Genomic DNA, 17820 nt, shown 5'->3' with positions numbered 1-17820 from the left:
GAGCTGGCAGCCAGCTCCCACACTTGTTTTGCGTTGAGCCAGTTAGATCAACGGCTCATCCGGCTTCTTGTTCTTCCAGCCATCATTGCCTGGCAGCAGCAGGTTCAAACCAATCGCTACCACCGCACACAGGGCGATGCCCTTGAGGCCGAAGTCATCCGGGCCAGTGCCGGTGCCAACCAGCACACCGCCAATCCCGAACACCAGGGTCACCGACACAATCACCAGATTGCGCGCCTCGCCCAGGTCGATCTTGTGGCGAATCAGCGTGTTCATGCCCACCGCCGCAATCGAGCCGAACAGCAGGCACAGAATCCCGCCCATCACCGGTACCGGGATGCTTTGCAGCAACGCGCCGAACTTGCCGATAAACGCCAGGCTGATGGCAAACACGGCCGCCCAGGTCATGATTTTCGGGTTGTAGTTCTTGGTCAGCATCACTGCGCCCGTCACTTCGGCGTAGGTGGTGTTTGGCGGGCCGCCGAACAGGCCGGCAGCGGTGGTGGCAATCCCGTCACCCAGCAAGGTGCGGTGCAGGCCGGGCTTTTTCAGGTAATCGCGACCGGTCACGCTGCCCACCGCAATCACACCGCCGATATGTTCGATCGCCGGGGCCAGGGCCACCGGGACGATAAACAGAATCGCCTGCCAGTTGAACTCCGGCGCGGTGAAGTGGGGCAGGGCGAACCACGGCGCTGCGGCGATTTTCGCGGTGTCGACCACACCAAAGTAGAACGACATGGCAAAGCCGACCAGCACGCCGGAGATAATCGGCACCAGGCGGAAAATGCCTTTGCCGAATACCGCGACGATCAGGGTGGTCAGCAGTGCCGGCATCGAAATCAGCATCGCCGTCTGGTAATGGATCAGCTCGCTGCCATCACCGGCTTTGCCCATCGCCATGTTGGCGGCAATCGGCGCCATGGCCAGGCCAATCGAGATGATCACCGGGCCAATCACCACCGGCGGCAGCAGGCGGTCGATGAAGCCCGTGCCTTTGACCTTAACAGCCAGGCCCAGGAAGGTATAAACGAAACCGGCCGCCATCACTCCGCCCATCGTCGCCGCGAGGCCGAACTGGCCCTTGGCGAGAATGATCGGGGTGATAAACGCAAAGCTCGATGCCAGGAATACCGGCACCTGCCGCCCTGTCACCACCTGGAACAGCAACGTGCCCAGGCCTGCGGTAAACAGTGCGACGTTTGGATCAAGACCTGTGATCAGTGGCATCAACACCAGCGCGCCAAATGCTACAAACAGCATTTGTGCGCCAGACAGGATCTGGCGCCAAAGCGGGTCGTTGAATTCATCCTGCATGCTCACGCGTCCTTCTGCTTGGTGCCGAAGATCTTGTCACCGGCATCGCCCAGGCCTGGGATGATGTAGCCGTGTTCGTTCAAGCGCTCGTCGATGGAGGCGGTGTAGATCTGCACGTCCGGGTGAGCCTTTTCGACGGCAGCGATGCCTTCGGGCGCAGCCACCAGCACCATGGCGCGGATGTCCTTGCAACCGGCTTTTTTCAGCAGGTCGATGGTGGCAACCATGGAACTGCCGGTCGCGAGCATCGGGTCGATGATCATTGCCAGGCGTTCGTTGATTTCCGGGACGAGTTTTTCCAGGTAGGTGTGCGCCTGCAAGGTTTCTTCATTGCGGGCCACGCCCACGGCGCTGACTTTGGCACCCGGGATCAGGCTGAGCACGCCTTCGAGCATGCCGATACCGGCGCGCAGGATAGGCACTACGGTGATTTTCTTACCGGCGATTTTCTCCACTTGTACGGGACCGGCCCAACCGGGGATCTCGTAGCTTTCAAGCGGCAAATCCTTGGTCGCTTCATAAGTCAGCAGCGCTCCGACTTCCTGAGCAAGCTCACGGAAATTCTTCGTGCTAATGTCGGCACGGCGCATAAGGCCGAGTTTGTGTCGGATCAGCGGGTGGCGGATCTCGCGAGTGGGCATGGGAAAGGCTCCGGCGGCGGGCAAAAAAACCGGCCTAGATTAATCTATCCGAGGGTGTTGTCCTATAGACATCTAGTACGTTAGTCCATTAAGGCTTGATCGTTGCGCCTCACATGCGTACCTTTGCCCGCTTTTCTTGCCACAGCACCCCCTTGGAGAGCGCCATGTCCGCTGATCTCGAGCATATCCGTCAAATCATGCGCGAGGCTGACTGCCTGTACACCGAAGCGCAAGTCGAAGAAGCGATCGCCAAGGTCGGCGCACACATCAGCCGCGAAATGGCCGACACCAACCCGGTGGTCTTCTGCGTGATGAATGGCGGCCTGATTTTCGCCGGCAAATTGCTGACTCATCTGCAATTCCCGCTGGAAGCCTCGTACCTGCATGCCACCCGTTATCGCAACGAGACCAGCGGCGGCGACCTGTTCTGGAAAGCCAAGCCGGAAGTGTCGTTCATCGACCGCGACGTGCTGATCATCGACGACATCCTCGATGAAGGTCACACCCTGGGCGCGATCATCGACTTCTGCAAACACGCCGGTGCGCGCAAAGTGCACACCGCCGTATTGATCGACAAAGACCACGACCGCAAGGCCCGCCCGGACCTCAAAGCCGATTACGTCGGTCTGCCGTGCATCGACCGTTACATTTTCGGCTACGGTATGGACTACAAAGGCTACTGGCGTAACGCCAATGGCATCTACGCGGTTAAAGGGATGTAAACCATGGTGCGCTTTCTTGACCAGACGTTGTTCGCGCAATTGGCCGAGAAAGCGGCCGCCAGCCCTCGTGGCCGGCACCATCACAACTTGCATCAGATGGAAGAGCCCTGCCATCGCCTGGCCGTCGGCCTGCAACCCGACACCTATGTGCCGCCGCATCGTCACCTGAGTGCCGACAAGGCGGAAACCTTGCTGGTGCTCAAGGGCAGCCTCGGCATCCTGGTGTTCAGCGACACCGGCGAGGTGATTGCCAAGCGCATTTTGCAGGCGGGCGGCGAGTGCGCAGGCGTCGATCTGCCGCCAGGCGTGTTTCATGGCCTGGTGGTGCTGGAACCCGATAGCGTGATGTTTGAATGCAAGGCCGGGCCGTATCGACCGATAGGCGAGGGCGAGTCACCCGACTGGGCGCCCCGCGAAGGCGATGCCGGTGTGGCCGAGTATCAACGCTGGATGCTCGCCCAGTTCGATTGAGCTACAGTGCTCGGCTATCTTTCTACGGAGCGGCCCATGAGCCTGTTGACACGCACCTGCGCCGCCCTGGCGTTGACTCTCAGTTTGCCACTGGCTGCCGCGCCCGCGCCGATGCACAGCCAGTTCCTGCCGCCGGATGACCTCACCCTGCGCGCGCAAACGCCCGACCAGCAGCAACTGCTGCAAGTTACCGAATATGCAGTGGTGGTGGGTAACCAGCGGCAATCAACGCAACAGCCGATTCCAGTGACTTCGCCGTTGATGATCCGCCTCAAGGGTAAATCCTTGAACAAAGGCGCGACCATCGCCCAGGTAGTGCTCAATTTCGACGCCGAAAGCAAAAGCCTGAAAAAGCCGCTGTTTGATGACGCCAGCAAGACCCTGACCCTTTCTTACCCGATGGCGCAATATCGAGTGATTGTCGACCTGCTGCGCAATGACACGGTGTATGTACAGTTCCTCAGTTATGCCAATGGGCATATCTGGGCGGATTTGCACACAGGGGCCGTTCGCGCAAAGTAATTAAGCCGAATGCAGTCAATGTGGGAGCTGGCTTGCCTTCGATGGCGGCGGGTCAGTTGGCCCAACTATCACTGATGCACCGCCATCGCAGGCAAGCCAGCTCCCACATGTGTGTTTGGTTGTTTTCGAAGGTGGTGTCTGGCAGGTAGACTTCCTCTCCCGTGTAATGTCTGCAGGCTGGAGTCGGTAATGCGTAAAGATAAGAAACAGGTGATTGGTGACGAGATCGGCGACGACCAGATCAAGTTGTTCCTGGACTTCGAGCCGGTCGACGCGACCTCACCGTCCCTGCACAAGCTGATCAAGGCTTACCGTGGCCTGCGTATCCACGACTTCGAGCGCTTCCTGGGCTTTTTCAAGGAAGCAGGCCTGGACCTGGACGGCAAGGATGAGCATGGCCAGACCTTCGTCGAGATTATCAAGGACCAGCGCAACGCACCTGAGTACATCGAGCTGATCGAAAACGCTCGCGGCTGATTATTCGAGCCACAAAAAAACGCCCCGAGGGGCGTTTGATCGTTCCCACGCACCGCGTGGGAATGCCTCCACTGACGCTGCGCGTCACGACCTCAAGCGTAGCTCTCAGCCTCGTTGCTTTGCTCAACCAGCTCCAGGCTGATGTTGTTCTGCGCATTGATCTTGCGATACAGCTCAGCATCCGTCTCCAGCACTTTTTCCCGCGCCGGGAAGATCTCGTGCAGCTTGGCCGCCCACTCTCCGGCAGCCTTGGCCGGGAAGCAGCGCTCGATCAGTTCCAGCATGATCGAAACCGTCACCGAAGCACCTGGGGATGCGCCCAGCAGGGCTGCCAGCGAGCCGTCTTTGGCCGCGACCAGCTCGGTGCCAAATTGCAGCACGCCGCCTTTTTTCGGGTCTTTCTTGATGATCTGTACCCGTTGGCCGGCCACTTCCAGGCGCCAGTCTTCGGCTTTGGCTTCAGGATAGAAGCGGCGCAGGGATTCCAGGCGCTGCTCCATGGACTGCATCACTTCGCTGACCAGGTACTTGGTCAGGTCCATGTTGTCGCGAGCGACTGCCAGCATCGGGCCGATGTTGCCGGCGCGAACCGACAGCGGCAGGTCGAGGAACGAGCCGTGCTTGAGGAACTTGGTGGTAAAGCCGGCGTATGGCCCGAACAGCAGGGATTTCTTGCCGTCGACCACGCGGGTGTCCAGGTGCGGCACCGACATCGGCGGCGAGCCCACGGCGGCCTGGCTGTAAACCTTGGCCTGGTGGTGCTTGACCACTTCCGGGTTGTCGCAACGCAGCCACTGGCCACTGACCGGGAAGCCGCCGAAGCCTTTACTCTCTTCGATGCCCGAAGCTTGCAGCAGCGGCAGGGCCGCGCCACCGGCGCCCAGGAAGACGAACTTGGCGTCGACTTCGCGGCTGTTGCCGCTGTTGACGTCCTTGATGCTCACGGTCCAGCCCGCGCCATTGCGCTTGAGGCCGGTAACGCGCTTGCTGTACTTGACCTGGGCATCGGGTGCGCTGGTCAGGTGCGACAGCAGTTGGTTGGTCAGGGCGCCGAAATTGACGTCGGTGCCGTTCATCACGCGGGTGGCCGCGATTTTTTCGTCGAGCGGGCGGCCCGGCATCATCAGCGGCATCCACTCGGCCATCTCATTGCGGTCTTCGGTGTAATGCATGTCCGAGAACGCATGGTGCTGGCTGAGGGTTTCAAAGCGCTTCTTGAGGAAGGACACGCCTTTGTCGCCTTGCACGAAGCTCAGGTGCGGCACCGGGCTGATAAAGGACTTGGACGAGCCAAAGGTGCCCTTTTTGGTCAGGTACGCCCAGAACTGCTTCGATACCTCGAACTGGGTGTTGATGTGCACGGCTTTCTTGATGTCGATGGAGCCGTCGCCGGCCTGCGGCGTGTAGTTCAGCTCACACAGCCCGGCGTGGCCGGTGCCGGCGTTGTTCCACGGGTTGGAACTCTCCGCGGCACCCGAATCCATCAGCTCAACGACTTCCAGCTTGAGGCCGGGGTCGAGCTCTTTGAGCAATACGGCCAGGGTGGCACTCATGATGCCGGCCCCTACCAGTACTACGTCGACTGCTTCGTTATGCGCCATTTAACGCGTCTCCAAAATCTGCAGCACCAAATTGACGGCATGGCTGCCAGGAGTGACGGGGCGGTTCACGTGTTGCCCCAGGTTACCCATGGCCAGGATCGCCATGTCCGTTTCGCAATTCTTTGCAACTTCAGCACACGCTTCCTGCCGGCTAATCTGCCTATGAACGCATTCATGGGCGCCTGTGGCAATTCGACTTATGGTCAAAGCGTGCGATTCGTGCAACCAATCCGTAGCGGACAGGCTCAAGCTCCGGTGTTTGAGGAGTACTCGGTCCTGTGTGGTTGGGCTGTTCCAGACGCTGATGGTGCTTGTACAAACGCCAAACTATTCATTTGCTCGCCACACTCTTGTGAAGTTGTGAAAACCCGTTTTTTCACGCTCTTTTGAAGACGTGAACCTCAAAAAAGGGCTGCCCCAGCCTGGCACCTGGCCCGTAAACCCCTGCCGACACGCGGCAAGACGGGCAAACAACTCAAGTGGCCGAGCGCAATGGCAGCTCTGGCAGATTCGGCAAAGAGGGGTGGTTTGCAAAGAAATCAGCAAGCGCGCCAGCTTCACTCGATCTGTGTGGGCGGCTCTCTGTGGGCGATTGGGGGGTTAATACCGAGGCATTAACGGTGCTGCGGGGCCCGATCAGGAGACGTCCTTATAATCGGGGGGAGATTGTAGCGAAGAACGTCGGGGAAATGGGCGTGTTTTGTGACTTTTATTAGGGCTGTTCAGGAAGCCAGTGCGTGCCGCGAATGCCTGTGAGCAACCTGCGGGCTGATTCGGGCACTCATCGGCAGTGGACGGTGCATCCAGCCCAGGTGAGTCTCCGAGACTTCCACCCAGCCATCGCCCACGGGTGGCAGGCTGCACTGCTTGAACGCCACGCAATGGCCGTTGGCATCGAGCCGTGCGTAGTGGCGATGGCGGGGGTGGGACATGAACAATGATTTAAGAAGGCGCATGGCTTTGTACCTGTTACGTTACATGCTCGAAGGTTGCCAGTGTGCCATGACAGTGGAGTGACGAAATTATGCGAAATTGTAATTTCAGCCCGCCTTCAGCTGCCGTTCAGGATGGCTGGTGAGTGGCCCACATGCGCCGTTATACTGGCGGCCTGTTTGCACCCAGTCCTGGAGAAATGAGTATGTTGCAACGCCTGCTGTTCGGTTTGATCACTGTGACCAGTTTGACCCTGGTTGGCTGCGCCAACAGCCCGCAACAACTCAGCCCGCAACCTAAAGTCACGGCGCAACTGGCGCCTGTCGGCCATGGCCAGCCGGTGTCGGTGCGTGTGGTAGATGGTCGTCCTTCGCCCACCCTGGGTTCCCGTGGTGGCCTGTACCCTGAGACTGCGCTGATTTCAGTCCAGGGCCAGGACGTGCTGCCCAAGCTGCAAGCCCAGGCTGAAGCCGCCGTGCGCCTGCTGGGCTTTACCCCGGCCAACTCGCCGGGCGCGCCGCAGTTGACCGTCACCCTGGCTGAGCTCAAGTACCAGTCGCCCAAAGAAGGCCTGTATGTGACGGAAGCCTCCATCGGCGCGACCTTCAAGTCCGACGTCAGCGCCGGTACACGCCGCTACAGTGGCCGCTACGGCGCGTCCCTGAACCAGCGCTTCGGTATGTCGCCGAACCAGGAAACCAACACCAAGCTGGTCAGCGACGTGTTGAGCGACGCCCTGACGCGCTTGTTCAAAGACCCGAGCATCGGTTCGCTGCTCAACGCGCAGTAAGCGTCAGGCGGGCGCGCAACGCCCCGATCACCGGGCTCAGCAATGAGCCCGGTTTTTTTATGCCTGTAGCCTTCATGCAGCCGTTTCGACATAAAAGTCCAGCACACTCACGCCTGTGAGCAGGTCCAGCTCCGGCAGGTCGGCATGCTGGTGCCCGCCGAGGGCGCAATACACCAGCCAGTGGCGGTCCTGGACGTTGAATGCAAGGCCGCCGACCAGCGCTTCCTGCTCATCGTTCTGGGCCATCAGGTACAGCCGATCCTGGTTTTGTGCGTGCAGCATGACAAGCTCCCAAGCGTTCGAAGGGCAACAGAGTGGCTTKTTAAGGTGACGTTCAGGTGACGCTGTAAATTACTGGATACATTAGCCGTACATGGGGGACGGAACGTTTCAGCGGCAGGAGGCCAATATCATTCAGGTTTGTATCTGAATTGATACCAGGACACTCGTCTACCGAGGTTTGCGATGGCGCTGCCCGCACTGTTGATCAATGCTGTGGCTTTATTGGTGGCCTGCTTGGGTGCAGCGCTGCTGTTCATTACCCGCCTGCGCGAGCAGCGAGCGCTGGCCGACCTGACCGCCCAAAGCGAAGACCGCGCGATCGACCAACCGATGTTGTTTCTGGATGTGCGTACCGAACGGTCGCATCGCCTGGCTTACCGCGTCGGGTTTGCCTGCCTCGGCCTGGCGCTGGCCGTGTCCTGGCTCAGCACCCGCCTCTAAAACCACCGAAAAACCAAAATGTGGGAGCGGGCTTGCCCGCGATAGCAGTGTGTCAGTCGATAAATTCGGTTCTGACACGCCGCTATCGCGGGCAAGCCCGCTCCCACATTTTTTGCTTCGGTGTTTAGAGGGGAATCCCGGCCTTGACCCGGTATTGATTCCTCACCGGCGTCGCATACTGCGTCACCAGGTACGGTCGGTGTTCCACCGGGCACTCATTCAAACGCCGCTCCCACTCCGCCTTGGCCTTGGCCAACTCATCGGCCGGGAACACCTCGGCTGCCGCCGGCACCTGCAATTGCGGGTCGGCGTCGCTCCACTGCGCATACGCCAGGTAGTGCACCGGGAACAGGCGATAACCGCCGAGAATCTGCCGGTCCATTTCCACGGCCAGCAGCTTGGTGTCTTCGAAACGCTCGGTGATCGGCGGGGCGAAGTTAACGTGCACACGGCCCTTGTAGCCGGTAATGCCCAGCGCAATGCTCACATCGTCTTCACCTGGCGCCTTGCTGTAGGTGCCGGTGGTGGCGCGGATGTACAGCTCGCGGGCCTTGGCGCTGTCGCACGGGTCGTATTCATAGCTGATCGACACCGGTGTCAGGTTCAGCGACTGGATCACCTCGGCAAACGGCTCGTCCTTGCGGCTGACGTGGAACATCTTGAGGATTGCCGACTCGGTGCGATCATCGCCATCCTTGGCGCGGCCTTCGGCCTGGGCGATCCAGATCGACTGGCAGTCGTTGCGAATCGAATGGTTGATATAGGCCGACAGCAGGTTATACGCCGCCATCTTCTCCTTTCGCCCAGTGATCGAGCGGTGCACGATGAAGCTCTTGTTCAGGCGCATCAGGTCGCTGACAAACGGCTTTTGCAGCAGGTTGTCGCCGATGGCGATGCGTGGCGTCGGCAGGCCGGCGTGGTACACGGCATAGTTGACGAAGGCCGGGTCCATCACGATATCGCGGTGGTTGGCCAGAAACAGATAGGCGGTGCCGGACTTGAGCTGCTCGACGCCGGTATAGGTCACGCCGTCGGTGGCCCGATCTATGGTGTGATCGACGTAGTACTCGACTTTGTCCTGCAGCGTGGCCACGGTGGTGACGCCGGCAAATTCACGGCGCAGCTTGCGGGCGATCATCGGCTTGAGCAGCCAGCCCAGGGCGCCGGCAAAGCGCGGGAAGCGAAAGTGAGTCAGGATGTCCAGAAAGGCCTTGTCACTGAACAGACGCGCCAGCACGGCCGGGACTTCGCTGTCGTTGTAAGGTCGGATGGTATCGAATTCGCCCATCATGCTCTCTTGTTAGAAACGGCTAGGGTAAGTAAAGGAAATATCAGGGTGCGGCCGCAATATTGGCGCTGCCGTGAATAGCCCTGTAAATAGACCGGCGATTATACGCACAAGTCACCTGGGAGACCGCGATGGAAGAGGAGTCGTACGAATGTCCTTATTGTGGAGAGGTGGTCACGGCGTTGCTGGACCTGTCGGGAGGTGATCAGCAATATATAGAGGATTGCCCGGTGTGCTGCCGGCCCATTACTTTCGAGCTACAGGTGCACGAGGACGAATGGATGCTGAGCGTGCGCAGCGAAAACGAGTAACAGGTACACCCCATGCAGCGAATCTACGAACCGGAAAACCTGATGGAAGGCGAGCTGCTGCAGCAGATGCTTGCCAGCGAAGGCATCGAGGCGCACCTGGTGGGGCGCCATTTGCTGGGTGGCACTGGCGAATTGCCGATCTTCGGGCTGCTGGGGCTGGAAGTGGATAACGACCAGGCCGCCTACGCCCGTGAATTGATTACGGCCTATAACGGCGCGCAACCCATGCCCGGCGATGAACCCGACAGCTTCCCCGACGTGTTGGTCTGTTAGGCTGTCGGTCGGTTTACCCCAAGAGTCGTGTTGCCCCATGTGTGGACGTTATGCCCTGTTTCGCTGGAACCCTTCTTTTGCTGCCTTGCCGGGCTTCCCGGCCGATCAGCAGGCCCAGTGGAACATCTCCCCGAATGATTCGGTGCTGATCCAGCGCCTGAGCGAAGGCCAGCGCACCCTGGCCCGTGCGCGCTGGGGTCTCACGCCACCGTGGCTCACCGACCTGTCGCGCACGCCAGCCCATGCGCGCGCCGAAACCCTGGCCGAACAACCGATGTTTCGCGAAGCCTTGCGCCAGCGCCGCTGCCTGCTGCCGGCCAACGGTTTCTACGAATGGCGCGGCACCCAGCGCAAACGCCCCTACTGGCTGACGCCGGGCGAAGGCTCGACGCTGTTTTTTGCGGCAATCTGGGAGGCTTATCCGGTGCAGGAGCAGGTGTGGCTGAGTACAGCGGTGGTGACCCAGGCCGCGCAGAGCCAGCGGCGGCCGTTGATTCTGGATGCGGCGGGGCAAGAGGCGTGGCTCAATCCTGAGACGCCGCTGCACGTGTTGCAGGGCTTGTTGGCCAGCGAGCCTGCCGCGTTGCGCGAGCGGGTGTTGGCCAATATGGTCAATGATCCCAAGCTCAATGGGCCGGAGTGTCTGACCCCAGGTTGAGGTTGAATGTGCTGGCCTCTTCGCGAGCAAGCCCCCCACATTTTGATTTGTGAACACCGTCAAATGTGGGAGCGGGCTTGCTCGCGAAGGCGGCCTCAAAACCACCGCAGATCGCTAAACCTTGAACTGATTGATCAACCGCCGCTGCTGCTCAGCCAGCTTGGTCAAATCCGCACTCGCTGCACTGGACTCATCCGCACCGCCCGCCACCTCATTGGCCACCTGGCCAATATTGATCACATTGCGATTGATGTCCTCGGCCACCGCACTCTGCTCTTCGGCCGCACTGGCGATCTGCGTGTTCATGTCGTTGATCACCGACACCGCCTGGGTAATGGTCTCCAGCGCTTGGGCCGCCTTCGCCGCGTGCTGCACGCTTTCGTCGGTACGGTTCTGGCTGTCTTCCATCACCCGCACCACATCCCGCGTGCCTTGTTGCAGCTGCTGGATCATGGTCTGGATTTCTTCGGTGGCCTTCTGGGTTTTCTGCGCCAGGTTGCGCACCTCATCGGCCACCACCGCAAAACCACGGCCTTGTTCGCCGGCACGGGCCGCCTCAATGGCGGCGTTGAGCGCCAGCAGATTGGTCTGCTCGGCAATTCCGCGAATCGCCGTGAGGATCGCGTTGATGTTTTCGCTGTCCTTGGCCAGGGTTTGCACCACGCCCACGGCCTTGCCGATTTCTTCAGCCAGCGCGCCGATGGACGTGGACGTCTCGCGCACAATGCGCATGCCCTGGCTCGCGGCCTGGTCGGCGTGGCTGGCAGCTTGCGCGGCCTGGGTGGCGTTGCGTGCCACGTCTTGCGCAGTGGCGGTCATTTCGTGCACAGCGGTGGCCACCTGGTCGATCTCGACCATTTGTTTATGCACGCCCTGGTTGGTGCGAATCGCGATGTCGGCGGTGTGTTCCGATGAGTCGCTGACCTTCTGCACCGAACTCACCACCTGAGTGATCATGCCCTGCAACTTGATCAGGAAGGTATTGAAGCCGTTGGCAATCGCGCCCAGCTCATCGGCGCGATCACTGGTGAGGCGGCGGGTGAGGTCGCCTTCACCCTGGGCGATATCGTTAAGCATCGCCACCATCTGCTTGAGCGGGCGGGCGATGCCATGGCCCACCAGCCAGATCACCAGCAAACCGATACCGGCGATCAACAGGCCGACCATGGCCATGCCGAAGGTGTCGGTCTTGCGCTGGGCTTGCAGGTCGCTTTGCAGCTTCTGCGAGTCGGCCATCACTGCGCTCAGCGGCAGTTGCAGCATCAAGGTCCAGCGCGCTTCGGTCTGGCCGATGTTGAAGGGCAGGAACAGTTCGATATGCCCGTGTTCCTTGTCGATGTCGTAGCGCACTTCGCCGACTTTCAACTGGCGGAGGTTGGCCAGTTCGTTGCTGTCGAGCAGGTCGCTGGCTTTTTCGCCGAGCTTGCTGGCGTCCTTGGTGTAGGCCACCAGGCGGCCATTGCTGGAGATCAGCGCGATTTCGCCGGCGCCGTTATAGAGGTTCTGATCGGCGCGGGTGAGCATGTCCTGGATAAAGTTCACCGACAGGTCGGCGCCGACGATGCCCTGGAACGTGCCGTCGACCATGATCGGTTCGATAAACGAGGCGAGCATCACCATCGCATTCCCGACCTTGTAAGGCGCCGGGTCGATGGCGCAGGGTTTCTTGCTCTCTTTGGAGCACAGGTAGTACTCACTGGCGCGCACGCCGGTGGACAGGATTTTCTGGTCGTTGACGTCGGCGAGCTTATCCAGGCCCAGGCTGCCATCGGCGTTGCGGTACCACCACGGCAGGAAACGGCCGTCGGCGGCCATGCCGACAATTGGGGTGTTTACGTAGGCGGCGTCGTTATGGTCGATGGCATTGGGTTCCCAGCCGATGTAGGCGCCGAGGATTTTCGGGTTGCGCGCCACGGTTTCATGCAGCAGGTTGATCAATTGCTCACGGCCAACCTGCAGCGCGGGTTCGCCCTTGGCGTCTTTCATCGCCAGCAGGGCGTTGGCGGTGGCCAGGCCTTTGGCGGTCACCAGCGGTGCTTCCAGTTCGCGCTGGACCAGCGTGGCCTGGGTTTGCGCCAGGGCGGTCAGACGCTGCTCGATGATCTGCTCAAATTGCGCCTGGGTGCGCTCCTGCACCAGCTCCTGGGTGCGGGCACCGGCAAACACCGCATAGAGCACCAGCACCGCGACCACGCTCAGCACGATGGCCCCGGTCAATGCGGCGACAGAAAACTGAATCGACTTGAATTTCATGGAGGCTCCAGGCGCAGGGGCAGGTGGGCTGCCTTTTATGTATCGGCCATGGACTCTGGAGGCTTAAGGCTTGGCCGGCAAAATAGTGCGAGATGTCGCAAACGAGCTATTCGCCGCCGCTGTGGGGGTGTGGGATGTATCTGAAAGTTAGTGGTTAAACGTCGCGTGTATCTGGCGTTGATACAAATGACCGCCTAGGATACGCACCAGGTTTCAGGGAGAGCGTCATGAAAAAGTCATTGGCAGTAAGCGTACTCAGTGCAGCGATGCTGCTGGCAGGTTGCCAGTCGGTTAACACCACCAGCGGCGGTGCCGTTGGCGTGGAGCGCAAGCAGTACATGTTCAGCATGCTGTCGAGCCAGGAAGTCGACCAGATGTATGCCCAGTCCTACCAGCAGACGCTGGGCGAGGCGAGCGGCAAGGGCATGCTCGACAAGACCAGTGCCAACGCCAAGCGCGTGCAGGCCATCGCCAACCGCCTGATCGCCCAGGCGCCGACTTTCCGCCCGGATGCGGCGCAGTGGAAGTGGGAAGTGAACCTGATCAAAAGCGATGAGATGAACGCCAACTGCGGGCCTGGCGGCAAGATCTTCGTGTACAGCGGGTTGATCGACAAGCTCAAGCTCACCGACGACGAACTGGCCGCCGTGATGGGCCATGAAATCGCCCACGCCTTGCGTGAACACGGGCGTGAGGCCATGTCCAAGGCCTATGGTATCCAGATGGCCAAGCAGGGCGCCGGTGCGTTGTTCGGCCTGGGTCAGGACAGCCTGGCGTTGGCCGATACCGTGGCCAACTACGGTATGACCTTGCCTAACAGCCGTGCCAATGAAAACGAAGCCGACCTGATCGGCCTCGAGCTTTCGGCCCGCGCCGGCTACAACCCGAATGCCGCGATCACCTTGTGGAACAAGATGGCCAAGGCGTCGGAAGGCGCGCCACCGGAGTTCATGAGCACTCACCCGGCTTCCGACAGCCGAATCGCCTCGTTGCAGGCGGCGATTCCGAAGGTGATGCCGCTTTACCAGCAGGCCAAAAAATCCTGAGTTAACGCGGTCCAGTGTGGGAGCCGGGCTTGCCCGCGATGCAGGCGACTCGGTTTGTAAGGTGTACCGAGGTGATGCCATCGCAGGCAAGCCAGCTCCCACAGGTTTACATCGGGTTTATATCCAGCCGCTGCTCTGCATGGCCTTGTACACCGCCACCACCGCCAGCACGAAAAACGCCGTAGCCGCCAGTCGACGAATCAAGGTCAGCGGCAGTTTTTCCGCCGCGAAATTCCCCGCCAATACCACCGGCACGTTGGCAATCAGCATGCCCAGCGTGGTGCCGATAATCACCAGCCACAACTCCGGGTACTGCGCCGCCAGCATCACCGTGGCGATCTGGGTCTTGTCACCGATTTCGGCGAGGAAGAACGCAATCAGTGTGGTCAGGAACGGCCCGAACTTGCGCGTGGTACTGGCTTCGTCATCGTCGAGTTTGTCCGGCACCAAAGTCCACAGCGCGGTGGCACAGAAGCTCGCTGCGAGGATCCAGTGCAATACCGCATCCGAGAAGAAACTGCCGAACCAGGCCCCCACGGCACCGGCGGCCGCATGGTTGGCCAGGGTCGCGGCGACAATGCCGGCGATGATCGGCCAGGGTTTGCGAAAGCGTGCGGCAAGGATGAGCGCGAGCAGTTGCGTCTTGTCGCCGATTTCGGCCAAGGCAACGATTGCGGTAGGAACGAGTAATGAATCCAGCATCAGGTAGGTTTCCAGGGGCGGGTCGACACGGCTATGACACGTACAGCCTTCCCGCCCCGGGTAAGGTGTGCGTGTCATAGGTCTTGTCAAACCCCGGTCCGTCTGTGCGGACTCCTGGGTCGCATACGCCATGGTCTGTTGACCAAGTATGTTGACGTATGCCGGACGAGCATGGCGCTCGTGGGAGACTACTCCCCTAGGACGGAGCGGATTCTGCCTAGGCAAAATCCATTCGGCAAGCGTTCTTTTTCAAATCGCCATCAGCCGCGTTTGGCACGATAAATGCGAAAACCATTGCCTTCGGCCTTCACTGCACACACGTCCAAGTGCTCTTCGATCAGCGGTTGGTACTTGAGGAAGCTGTTGGCGACCAGGCGAAGTTCACCACCTTTTGCCAGGTGTTTCGCCGCTTTTCGCAGCAAGTTCTCTGTGGCGAAATAATCCGTGTGCACGCCGACATGGAACGGCGGGTTGCTCAAAATCGCGTTCAAACCCATCGGCGCGGCGTCGATGCCATCACCGGTCAACACCTCGGCTTCCAGACCATTGGCTGCCAGGGTCAGGCGACTGCTGGCGGCGGCGAAGGCGTCCACGTCGAGCATCGTCACGCTGTTATGCGGGTAGCGGCGTTTGACCGCCGCCCCAAGCACGCCGGCGCCGCAACCAAAGTCGAGCAGATGCCCGCTCGGCAGCTTATCCAGATGCTCCAGCAGCAGCTCGGTGCCGCGATCCAGGCGGCCGTGGCTGAACACGCCGGGGAGGCTCACCACCTTGAGCGGCCCTTCGGCCAGCGGCACCTCGAAGACGTGCGCCAGGCTTTCCAGCTCGACCGCTTGCGGGGCGTTGGCCACGGTGACTTGCCACAGTTGGCAGTGCCGCGCGTTGTCGAGCTTGCGCGGCTTGCCGAACGGGATCATCTGCTTGGCGGCGCTTTCGATGCCGCCCTTTTTTTCCCCGATCAGAAACAGCTCGGCGCCGGGCAAGCGTGCGGCCACAGCGTTGAGCAGGTAGTCGGTGAGGTCTTTGGATTTTGGAAGGAAAATCACCGCCGCATCAAACCCGCGTTCGGGCACGTTCACGCCGAACTGGCTGCGCTCGGGAAAGCGCGCATCCAGTGCGGCCTGGTCGCCGGCATGCCAGCTCCAGCCGTGGGCATTGGGCAGGCGGCCGAGCAAGTCGTCGGCAGGCAAACCTACCAGCAGCAGGTTGCCTTGAAAAAGTTCGGCCTGACGAAGCAGTACTTCACTGCGCGGATCCATAGTCTGCTCCTTGAAAAGGGGCGCAGTTTATCAACTGACGACGCGCAGCGGGGCACCGCTGAAAAAGCCTCGGGCGTTTTCAGCCAGTTGGCCGACGATACGCTGGCGCGCTTCGCGACTGCCCCAGGCATTGTGGGGGGTGACGATCAAGCGAGGAATGTCGCCGGCCAGCAGCGGGTTGCCATTCACGGGCGGTTCCACGCTCAGTACGTCGGTGGCCGCGCCGCCCAAATGGCCGCTGCGCAAGGCATCTGCCAGCGCCTGTTCGTTGATTAAACCGCCGCGTGCCGTGTTGACGATAAACGCGCCCGGCTTGAGCAGCGCCAGTTCGCGGGCGCCGATAAAGTCGCGCGTGTGGTCATTGAGCGGGCAGTGCAGGGTCAGTGCGTCGACCTGTGCGAGCAGTTCATCCAGCGGCACGCGGTCGGCGCGGACAGGGCGCCCGGGAATGGCGCCGAGCACCACGCGCATGCCAAAGGCTTCGGCCAGGCGTGCCACCGCGCCGCCCAGTTCACCATGGCCGAGCAGGCCGAGGGTTTTGCCTTCCAGCTCGACAATCGGATAGTCCAGCAGGCAGAACTGCTTGGCCTGTTGCCATTTGCCTGCCGCCACATCCTGTTGATAGTCCTTCAGACGCGTCGCCAGGTTGAGCAGCAGCATAATCGTGTGCTGCGCCACCGACGGCGTGCCGTAGCCGTGGCAATTGCTCACGGTAATGCCGTGGGCGCGGGCGGCGTCGAGGTCGACGTTGTTGGTGCCGGTGGCCGACACCAGGATCAGCTTGAGCTCAGGGCAGGCCGCCAGGGTTTGCGCGTTGAGGGGGATCTTGTTACTGATCACCACCTGGGCGCCTTGCACGCGTTCAAGCACATTCTGCGGCGTGGTGTCGGTGAACAACTGCAAGTCACTGAAGCTGTTGCGCAGCTCGCTGAGGTCGAGGTCGCCCAGGTCCAGGGACGGGTGATCAAGGAAGACGGCGCGGCGATTGTTCATTCTCAACTGTACCTTTTGCGACGAGGTTCGAAGGCGTAATCTGCCGAGCCTATCAGATGAAATAATCAGTTACTTAATGGAGTGAGCATGTACGTCGCCGAGTTTTTGACCGTAGCCCTGATTCACTTGTTGGCGGTGGCCAGCCCCGGGCCGGATTTCGCCGTGGTGGTGCGTGAAAGTGTTACCCATGGCCGTCGCGCCGGCACCTGGACCGCGCTGGGCGTGGGCTCGGCGATTTTCCTGCACGTGGGTTACTCGCTGCTGGGCATCGGTTTGATCGTGTCGCAGTCCATTGTGCTGTTCAACGCGCTCAAATGGGCCGCTGCTGCGTACCTGCTGTACATCGGCTTCAAGGCCCTGCGCGCGCAGCCGGCCAAGCCGCCCGCCGAGGGCGAATTGCACCGTGAAGTGGGCGAGCGCACCCCACGCGGGGCGTTTACCGCAGGGTTTGTGACCAATGGCTTGAACCCCAAGGCCACACTGTTTTTCCTGTCGCTGTTTACGGTGGTGATCAACCCGCACACGCCGCTGGCGATCCAGGCCGGTTACGGTGTGTACCTGGCGGTGGCGACGGCGTTGTGGTTCTGCCTGGTGGCCATGCTGTTTAGCCAGCAGCGCGTACGCGCCGGGTTTGCGCGGATGGGGCATTGGTTTGATCGGACCATGGGCGCGGTGCTGATTGCCATTGGTGTGAAGTTGGCGTTTACCAGCATGAAATAAAGCTGTACCTGAGTGGGCACGGACAAAATGTGGGAGCGGGCTTGCTCGCGAAGGCGGTGTATCAGTGGCAGAAAAGTTGACTGACCCACCGCTTTCGCGAGCAAGCCCGCTCCCACATTT

At 60.7% G+C, this 17820-nt stretch carries 21 protein-coding genes, 1 pseudogene and 1 riboswitch; of the genes and pseudogenes, 11 read left to right on the top strand and 11 right to left on the bottom strand.

Going from position 1 to position 17820, the window contains the following annotated elements; genetic code table 11:
- Positions 1-42: 42 nt before the first annotated feature.
- Together ASE80_RS11510 and upp are read right to left on the bottom strand one after the other, a co-directional pair.
- The gene (locus tag ASE80_RS11510; protein WP_017138224.1) at positions 43-1317 is read right to left on the bottom strand and encodes a uracil-xanthine permease family protein; all 1275 of its coding nucleotides are present in this window, start codon (positions 1315-1317) and stop codon (positions 43-45) included.
- 2 nt (positions 1318-1319) lie between these two features.
- On the bottom strand, positions 1320-1958 hold the full coding sequence (gene upp, locus ASE80_RS11505) for a uracil phosphoribosyltransferase (RefSeq protein ID WP_024073483.1): 639 nt from the start codon (positions 1956-1958) through the stop codon (positions 1320-1322).
- Between the two features lie 164 nt (positions 1959-2122).
- Here upp and ASE80_RS11500 point away from each other — a divergent pair, with 164 nt between their 5' ends.
- The 4 genes from ASE80_RS11500 to ASE80_RS11485 all read left to right on the top strand — a co-directional run bounded on the left by ASE80_RS11500 (position 2123) and on the right by ASE80_RS11485 (position 4150).
- Entirely contained in the window at positions 2123-2680 is a 558-nt protein-coding gene (locus ASE80_RS11500) for a hypoxanthine-guanine phosphoribosyltransferase (protein ID WP_003216150.1), read from the top strand.
- A gap of 3 nt (positions 2681-2683) precedes the next feature.
- Positions 2684-3151 carry a WbuC family cupin fold metalloprotein gene (locus ASE80_RS11495; RefSeq protein ID WP_056859013.1) on the top strand — a complete coding sequence of 156 codons (468 nt, stop codon included), beginning with the start codon at positions 2684-2686 and terminating at the stop codon, positions 3149-3151.
- Between the two features lie 36 nt (positions 3152-3187).
- Entirely contained in the window at positions 3188-3673 is a 486-nt protein-coding gene (locus ASE80_RS11490) for a hypothetical protein (RefSeq protein ID WP_056859012.1), read from the top strand.
- Between the two features lie 189 nt (positions 3674-3862).
- Positions 3863-4150: a PA4642 family protein gene (locus tag ASE80_RS11485; RefSeq protein WP_056859011.1), complete on the top strand. Its 288-nt coding sequence runs from the start codon at positions 3863-3865 to the stop codon at positions 4148-4150.
- 92 nt (positions 4151-4242) lie between these two features.
- On the opposite strand, the gene mqo is transcribed toward ASE80_RS11485, so the two are convergent.
- Both mqo and ASE80_RS30055 read right to left on the bottom strand, forming a co-directional pair.
- Complete coding sequence (gene mqo, locus ASE80_RS11480) at positions 4243-5751, bottom strand: malate dehydrogenase (quinone) (protein WP_056859010.1); 1509 nt, start codon at positions 5749-5751, stop codon at positions 4243-4245.
- 722 nt (positions 5752-6473) lie between these two features.
- Entirely contained in the window at positions 6474-6707 is a 234-nt protein-coding gene (locus ASE80_RS30055) for a hypothetical protein (protein WP_081321407.1), read from the bottom strand.
- A 182-nt stretch (positions 6708-6889) separates the two neighbouring features.
- Here ASE80_RS30055 and ASE80_RS11475 point away from each other — a divergent pair, with 182 nt between their 5' ends.
- Positions 6890-7474, top strand: coding sequence for a YajG family lipoprotein (locus tag ASE80_RS11475; protein WP_056859009.1), 585 nt, complete (start codon positions 6890-6892; stop codon positions 7472-7474).
- 72 nt (positions 7475-7546) lie between these two features.
- On the opposite strand, the gene ASE80_RS11470 is transcribed toward ASE80_RS11475, so the two are convergent.
- The gene (locus ASE80_RS11470; protein ID WP_056859008.1) at positions 7547-7756 is read right to left on the bottom strand and encodes a hypothetical protein; all 210 of its coding nucleotides are present in this window, start codon (positions 7754-7756) and stop codon (positions 7547-7549) included.
- Between the two features lie 183 nt (positions 7757-7939).
- Here ASE80_RS11470 and ASE80_RS11465 point away from each other — a divergent pair, with 183 nt between their 5' ends.
- A complete protein-coding gene (locus tag ASE80_RS11465) occupies positions 7940-8197 on the top strand; it encodes a hypothetical protein (protein WP_056859007.1) in 258 nt (85 codons plus the stop codon).
- A 124-nt stretch (positions 8198-8321) separates the two neighbouring features.
- Here the strand turns inward: ASE80_RS11465 and ASE80_RS11460 are convergent, their stop codons facing one another.
- A complete protein-coding gene (locus tag ASE80_RS11460) occupies positions 8322-9485 on the bottom strand; it encodes a 1-acyl-sn-glycerol-3-phosphate acyltransferase (RefSeq protein ID WP_026013785.1) in 1164 nt (387 codons plus the stop codon).
- 131 nt (positions 9486-9616) lie between these two features.
- Between ASE80_RS11460 and ASE80_RS11455 the strand changes: the two genes are divergently transcribed.
- From ASE80_RS11455 to ASE80_RS11445, 3 genes are read left to right on the top strand one after another with little or no spacing between them, the layout of a single operon-like run.
- Positions 9617-9796, top strand: coding sequence for a CPXCG motif-containing cysteine-rich protein (locus ASE80_RS11455; RefSeq protein ID WP_056859006.1), 180 nt, complete (start codon positions 9617-9619; stop codon positions 9794-9796).
- 12 nt (positions 9797-9808) lie between these two features.
- Entirely contained in the window at positions 9809-10069 is a 261-nt protein-coding gene (locus ASE80_RS11450) for a putative signal transducing protein (protein ID WP_017138212.1), read from the top strand.
- Between the two features lie 37 nt (positions 10070-10106).
- Positions 10107-10727 (top strand): SOS response-associated peptidase, encoded by a 621-nt coding sequence (locus ASE80_RS11445; RefSeq protein WP_056859005.1) that lies wholly within the window; start codon positions 10107-10109, stop codon positions 10725-10727.
- Between the two features lie 114 nt (positions 10728-10841).
- On the opposite strand, the gene ASE80_RS31800 is transcribed toward ASE80_RS11445, so the two are convergent.
- Positions 10842-11585 carry a methyl-accepting chemotaxis protein gene (locus ASE80_RS31800; protein ID WP_371919056.1) on the bottom strand — a complete coding sequence of 248 codons (744 nt, stop codon included), beginning with the start codon at positions 11583-11585 and terminating at the stop codon, positions 10842-10844.
- 114 nt (positions 11586-11699) lie between these two features.
- Positions 11700-11894, bottom strand: a pseudogene (locus tag ASE80_RS31795) (HAMP domain-containing protein); the annotation flags it as partial.
- A gap of 1313 nt (positions 11895-13207) precedes the next feature.
- Here ASE80_RS31795 and ASE80_RS11435 point away from each other — a divergent pair.
- The gene (locus ASE80_RS11435) at positions 13208-14026 is read left to right on the top strand and encodes a M48 family metallopeptidase (protein ID WP_056859003.1); all 819 of its coding nucleotides are present in this window, start codon (positions 13208-13210) and stop codon (positions 14024-14026) included.
- A 117-nt stretch (positions 14027-14143) separates the two neighbouring features.
- Here ASE80_RS11435 and ASE80_RS11430 read toward each other — a convergent pair whose 3' ends face one another.
- The 3 genes from ASE80_RS11430 to ASE80_RS11420 form a co-directional block, all read right to left on the bottom strand.
- Complete coding sequence (locus tag ASE80_RS11430; protein WP_016974259.1) at positions 14144-14728, bottom strand: TMEM165/GDT1 family protein; 585 nt, start codon at positions 14726-14728, stop codon at positions 14144-14146.
- 88 nt (positions 14729-14816) lie between these two features.
- Positions 14817-14938, bottom strand: a riboswitch (yybP-ykoY riboswitch).
- 50 nt (positions 14939-14988) lie between these two features.
- Positions 14989-15987 (bottom strand): class I SAM-dependent methyltransferase, encoded by a 999-nt coding sequence (locus ASE80_RS11425; RefSeq protein ID WP_056859002.1) that lies wholly within the window; start codon positions 15985-15987, stop codon positions 14989-14991.
- A gap of 30 nt (positions 15988-16017) precedes the next feature.
- A complete protein-coding gene (locus tag ASE80_RS11420; protein ID WP_056859001.1) occupies positions 16018-16980 on the bottom strand; it encodes a 2-hydroxyacid dehydrogenase in 963 nt (320 codons plus the stop codon).
- 87 nt (positions 16981-17067) lie between these two features.
- Here ASE80_RS11420 and ASE80_RS11415 point away from each other — a divergent pair, with 87 nt between their 5' ends.
- Complete coding sequence (locus ASE80_RS11415; protein WP_056859000.1) at positions 17068-17700, top strand: LysE family translocator; 633 nt, start codon at positions 17068-17070, stop codon at positions 17698-17700.
- Positions 17701-17820 lie beyond the last annotated feature (120 nt).

Origin of the sequence: Pseudomonas sp. Leaf15, assembly GCF_001421425.1 — a bacterium.
Classification (GTDB): Bacteria; Pseudomonadota; Gammaproteobacteria; order Pseudomonadales; family Pseudomonadaceae; genus Aquipseudomonas; species Aquipseudomonas salomonii.
Note: the sequence above shows the minus strand (reverse complement) of the source record. Positions and strands in the feature narration are given on the sequence as shown.

Excerpts from the sequence above, each read along its gene's own strand:
- ASE80_RS11460 (WP_026013785.1), bottom strand. The coding sequence starts at position 9,485 with ATGGGCGAATTCGATACCATCCGACCTTACAACGACAGCGAAGTCCCG.
- ASE80_RS11425 (WP_056859002.1), bottom strand. The coding sequence starts at position 15,987 with ATGGATCCGCGCAGTGAAGTACTGCTTCGTCAGGCCGAACTTTTTCAA.
- ASE80_RS11445 (WP_056859005.1), top strand. The coding sequence starts at position 10,107 with ATGTGTGGACGTTATGCCCTGTTTCGCTGGAACCCTTCTTTTGCTGCC.
- ASE80_RS11455 (WP_056859006.1), top strand. The coding sequence starts at position 9,617 with ATGGAAGAGGAGTCGTACGAATGTCCTTATTGTGGAGAGGTGGTCACG.
- ASE80_RS11500 (WP_003216150.1), top strand. The coding sequence starts at position 2,123 with ATGTCCGCTGATCTCGAGCATATCCGTCAAATCATGCGCGAGGCTGAC.
- ASE80_RS11420 (WP_056859001.1), bottom strand. The coding sequence starts at position 16,980 with ATGAACAATCGCCGCGCCGTCTTCCTTGATCACCCGTCCCTGGACCTG.
- ASE80_RS11465 (WP_056859007.1), top strand. The coding sequence starts at position 7,940 with ATGGCGCTGCCCGCACTGTTGATCAATGCTGTGGCTTTATTGGTGGCC.
- ASE80_RS31800 (WP_371919056.1), bottom strand. The coding sequence starts at position 11,585 with ATGGTCGAGATCGACCAGGTGGCCACCGCTGTGCACGAAATGACCGCC.
- ASE80_RS11470 (WP_056859008.1), bottom strand. The coding sequence starts at position 7,756 with ATGCTGCACGCACAAAACCAGGATCGGCTGTACCTGATGGCCCAGAAC.
- ASE80_RS11430 (WP_016974259.1), bottom strand. The coding sequence starts at position 14,728 with ATGCTGGATTCATTACTCGTTCCTACCGCAATCGTTGCCTTGGCCGAA.
- ASE80_RS11490 (WP_056859012.1), top strand. The coding sequence starts at position 3,188 with ATGAGCCTGTTGACACGCACCTGCGCCGCCCTGGCGTTGACTCTCAGT.
- ASE80_RS11415 (WP_056859000.1), top strand. The coding sequence starts at position 17,068 with ATGTACGTCGCCGAGTTTTTGACCGTAGCCCTGATTCACTTGTTGGCG.
- ASE80_RS11475 (WP_056859009.1), top strand. The coding sequence starts at position 6,890 with ATGTTGCAACGCCTGCTGTTCGGTTTGATCACTGTGACCAGTTTGACC.
- ASE80_RS11485 (WP_056859011.1), top strand. The coding sequence starts at position 3,863 with ATGCGTAAAGATAAGAAACAGGTGATTGGTGACGAGATCGGCGACGAC.
- ASE80_RS11435 (WP_056859003.1), top strand. The coding sequence starts at position 13,208 with ATGAAAAAGTCATTGGCAGTAAGCGTACTCAGTGCAGCGATGCTGCTG.
- ASE80_RS30055 (WP_081321407.1), bottom strand. The coding sequence starts at position 6,707 with ATGCGCCTTCTTAAATCATTGTTCATGTCCCACCCCCGCCATCGCCAC.
- ASE80_RS11450 (WP_017138212.1), top strand. The coding sequence starts at position 9,809 with ATGCAGCGAATCTACGAACCGGAAAACCTGATGGAAGGCGAGCTGCTG.
- mqo (WP_056859010.1), bottom strand. The coding sequence starts at position 5,751 with ATGGCGCATAACGAAGCAGTCGACGTAGTACTGGTAGGGGCCGGCATC.
- ASE80_RS11510 (WP_017138224.1), bottom strand. The coding sequence starts at position 1,317 with ATGCAGGATGAATTCAACGACCCGCTTTGGCGCCAGATCCTGTCTGGC.
- upp (WP_024073483.1), bottom strand. The coding sequence starts at position 1,958 with ATGCCCACTCGCGAGATCCGCCACCCGCTGATCCGACACAAACTCGGC.
- ASE80_RS11495 (WP_056859013.1), top strand. The coding sequence starts at position 2,684 with ATGGTGCGCTTTCTTGACCAGACGTTGTTCGCGCAATTGGCCGAGAAA.